This window comes from Ruegeria sp. H9 (assembly GCF_056532915.1).
The window spans coordinates 1-4027 of record NZ_JBQFNX010000012.1; the positions used below are offsets into that span (position 1 = coordinate 1).

Annotated in this window: 3 protein-coding genes; all 3 read left to right on the forward strand. The window is 61.9% G+C overall.

Translation table 11 applies throughout. The features are described 5' to 3' along the window. The first annotated feature begins 1 nt into the window (after position 1). On the forward strand, positions 2-1351 hold the full coding sequence (locus ACR0CZ_RS20455) for a glutamine synthetase family protein (RefSeq protein WP_480504143.1): 1350 nt from the start codon (positions 2-4) through the stop codon (positions 1349-1351). Positions 1352-1479: 128 nt separating this feature from the next. After that, entirely contained in the window at positions 1480-2862 is a 1383-nt protein-coding gene (locus ACR0CZ_RS20460) for an aldehyde dehydrogenase family protein (protein ID WP_170399863.1), read from the forward strand. Positions 2863-2929: 67 nt separating this feature from the next. After that, positions 2930-4027, forward strand: a 1098-nt coding sequence (locus ACR0CZ_RS20465; RefSeq protein WP_170399868.1) for an iron-containing alcohol dehydrogenase, incomplete at its 3' end; no start/stop codon positions are given.

Below are 4027 nucleotides of genomic sequence, written 5' to 3' on the forward strand. Positions count from 1 at the left end.
GCTGACATTTGAGCATTTGAAGGCTGAGGTTTCGTCTGGCGAGATTGATACGGTATTGGTTTGTCTGGTTGACATGCAGGGCCGTTTGATGGGGAAGCGGTTTCATGCGGGTCATTTTGTTGCGGGAGCGTGGGAAGAGACGCATTGCTGCAACTATCTGCTGGCGACGGATCTCGAGATGGGGACGCCGGACGGGTATGCGTCGACCAGTTGGGAGCGGGGCTATGGCGATTATGTGATGAAGCCGGATCTGAGCACGCTGCGTCCGGTGCCGTGGCTGGAAGGTACGGCGATGGTGATGTGCGATGTGCTGGATCATCACACGCATGAAGAAGTGCCACACGCGCCGCGCTCGATCCTGAAACGTCAGGTGAACCGGCTGAAGGCGATGGGCTATGACGCGATGTGCGCCACCGAGCTGGAGTTTTTCCTGTTCGAGAAAAGCTTTGATCAGATCCGCAAGGAAGGTTTTCGCGACCTTGAGCCGATCTCGGGGTACAACGAAGACTATCACATCCTTCAGACCACCAAGGAAGAGCATGTGATGCGCCCGATCCGCAACCATCTGTGGGATGCGGGGATACCGGTCGAGAACACGAAAGGTGAGGCCGAGACCGGGCAGGAAGAGCTGAACATCAAATATGCGCCTGCGATGGAGACGGCCGAGTATCACTCGATCGCCAAGAACGCGGTGAAAGAGATTGCCTGGCAGCATGGGCATGCCGCGACCTTCCTGCCGAAATGGCATCATGAGAAAGTGGGCAGTTCCAGCCACGTGCATCAGTCGCTCTGGTCCGAGGGGCGGCCGATCTTTTTCGACGAAAAAGACCCGCTCGGCATGTCGGATGTGATGAAAAGCTACATGGCGGGTCTGCTGAAATACGCCGCCGATTACACCTGTTTCATGGCGCCCTACATCAACAGCTACAAGCGGTTCATGAAGGGGACCTTTGCGCCGACGCGGATCATCTGGTCGGTGGACAACCGCACCGCCGGGTTCCGCCTGTGCGGTGACGGCACCAAGGCGGTGCGGGTGGAATGCCGTATCCCGGGCTCGGATATGAACCCCTATCTGGCGATGGCTGGGATGCTGGCGGCGGGGATCGCTGGGATCGAAGAAGGGCTGGAGTTGCAGCCGCCGACCACGGGCGACGTCTATCAGGGAGAGACGGGGATGATCCCGGGCGATCTGCGCGCGGCGCGGGATGCGCTGCATGGCTCGGCGATGTTGCGGGCTGCGATGGGAGATGACGTTGTCGATCACTATGCGCGCGCGGCCGAGGTTGAGATCGAAGAGTTTGAGCGCGTGGTGACCGATTGGGAAATTGCCCGCGGGTTTGAGCGGGCTTGAGAGGGTGAAAGCGAGGGGCCAGCCCCGCCGCCATTGGCGCTCGAACCAATGGCGCACCAATGGCGGCCCCCGAGATATTTATGGCCAGATGAAGCAGGGATCCTGCTCTCTTTAGAGATGGAGTGACTATGGGGCAGATGTTGCAATGTGTCTCGCCGATTGATGGGTCGGTTTTTGCCGAGCGCGAGGTGTTGTCGCGGGAGGCGGCGTTTGAGGTTGCGGGCCGGGCGCGGGCCGCACAGGCGGCTTGGGCGGCGCGGCCCTTGCGGGAGCGCATTGATCTCGTGATGGCGGGTGTGGCTGCTGTCGGCGCGATGAATGAGGAAATCGTGCCCGAGTTGGCGCATATGATGGGTCGCCCGGTGCGCTATGGCGGTGAGTTTGGCGGCTTCAACGAGCGCGCAAGCCACATGGCCACGATTGCCGAAGAGGCGCTGGCCGATATTGCCGTGGGCGAAGATGAGACGTTCAAGCGCTATATCAGGCGCATCCCGCATAGGGTGGTGTTTGTGGTGGCGCCGTGGAACTACCCCTACATGACGGCGATCAACACGGTGGCCCCGGCGCTGATCGCGGGTAATACGGTGATCCTGAAACACGCCACGCAGACCCTGCTGGTGGGCGAGCGTATGGCGCAGGCCTTCCATGCAGCGGGTGTGCCGGAAGACGTGTTCCAGAATGTCTTTCTGAGCCATGACGTGACCAACGATCTGATCGCGGGCAATGCGTTCGACTTCGTGAACTTCACCGGCTCGGTCGGCGGCGGCCAGGCGATGGAGCGCGCGGCGGCGGGCACCTTTACCGGCGTCGGGACTGAGCTGGGCGGCAAGGATCCGGGTTATGTGATGGACGATGCCGATCTGGAGGCGGCGGTTGAGACGCTGATCGACGGGGCAATGTTCAACGCGGGCCAGTGCTGCTGCGGGATCGAGCGGATTTATGTGCATGAAAGCCTGTATGACGACTTCGTCGCCAGGGCGGTGGAGATCGTGAAGGGCTATAAGCTGGGCAATCCGCTGGACGCTGAGACCACCATTGGCCCGATGGCCAATGTGCGCTTTGCCGATGAGGTGCGGGCGCAGATTGCCGAGGCGGTCGAGGCTGGTGCGGTGGCCCATATCGACATTTTCCCCGAGGATGATGGCGGCGCATATCTGACGCCGCAGATCCTGACCAATGTCACCCATGACATGCGGGTGATGCGGGATGAAAGCTTTGGTCCGGTAGTGGGCATCATGAAAGTGTCCTCGGATGACGAGGCCACCCGGCTGATGAATGACAGCGCGTTTGGCCTGACAGCGAGCCTCTGGACCCGCGATCTGGACCGTGCAGCGCGGGTGGGTGACCAGATTGAGACGGGCACCGTCTTCATGAACCGGGCCGATTATCTGGATCCCGGCCTGTGCTGGACCGGCTGCAAGAATACCGGGCGCGGCGGCGGTCTGTCGGTCATTGGCTATCACAACCTGACACGTCCCAAATCCTATCACCTGAAAAAGGTCACGGGCTAAGGACGCCGGCCTGCCTCGGAATGACCCCCTCGCCGGGGCAGGCCTTTTGACACGAAGGAAAGCAAACATGTCACTTGTTGGAAACTGGTCTTATCCAACCGCAATCAAATTCGGGGCCGGGCGGATCAATGAATTGCCCGAAGCCTGTGCTGCGGCCGGCATGAAGAAGCCGCTGCTGGTCACCGACAAGGGGCTGGCCGACCTGCCGATCACCACCGCGACGCTGGATATCATGGAGACCGCCGGTCTGGGCCGGGGTCTGTTCGCGGATGTGGACCCGAACCCCAATGAACAGAACCTCGAGGCCGGTGTTGCGGCCTATAACGCGGGCGGCCATGACGGGGTGATCGCTTTTGGCGGCGGCTCGGGGCTGGATCTGGGCAAGATGGTCGCCTTCATGTGTGGTCAGACGCGCCCGGTCTGGGACTTTGAGGATATCGGCGATTGGTGGACCCGAGCGGATGCCGATGCCATCGCGCCGATCATCGCCGTCCCCACAACTGCCGGGACCGGGTCCGAAGTGGGACGCGCCAGCGTCATCACCAATTCTGAAACCCACGCCAAGAAGATCATCTTCCATCCCAAGGTGCTGCCGACCGTGGTGATCTGCGACCCCGAGCTGACGGTGGGCATGCCCAGGTTCATCACCGCAGGCACCGGCCTGGATGCGTTCGCGCATTGTGTCGAGGCGTTCAGCAGCCCGCATTACCACCCGATGTCTCAGGGCATCGCGCTGGAAGGAATGCGGCTGGTCAAGGACTACCTGCCACGTGCCTATGCGGACGGCACCGACATCGAAGCCCGCGCCCAGATGATGAGCGCGGCGGCGATGGGGGCCACCGCCTTCCAGAAAGGCCTGGGCGCCATCCACGCCATGAGCCACCCCGTCGGCGCGGTGTTCAACACCCACCACGGCACCACCAACGCGGTCTGCATGCCCGCCGTGCTCGAGTTCAACGCGCCAGTCATCGCCGACCGCTTCCAGCAAGCCGCCGCCTATCTGGGCATCGACGGCGGCTTCGACGGCTTCCGCAGCTTCGTGCAAGAGTTCAACGACAGCCTCGCCATCCCCCGCAAACTCTCTGACCTGGGCGTCACCAAAGCCGCCATCCCCGAACTGGTCCAGGGCGCAATCATCGACCCCTCATGCGGAGGGAATCCGATC

Bases quoted from the DNA above. Each gene is read 5' to 3' on its own strand.
- ACR0CZ_RS20460 (WP_170399863.1), top strand. From the start codon at position 1,480: ATGGGGCAGATGTTGCAATGTGTCTCGCCGATTGATGGGTCGGTTTTT.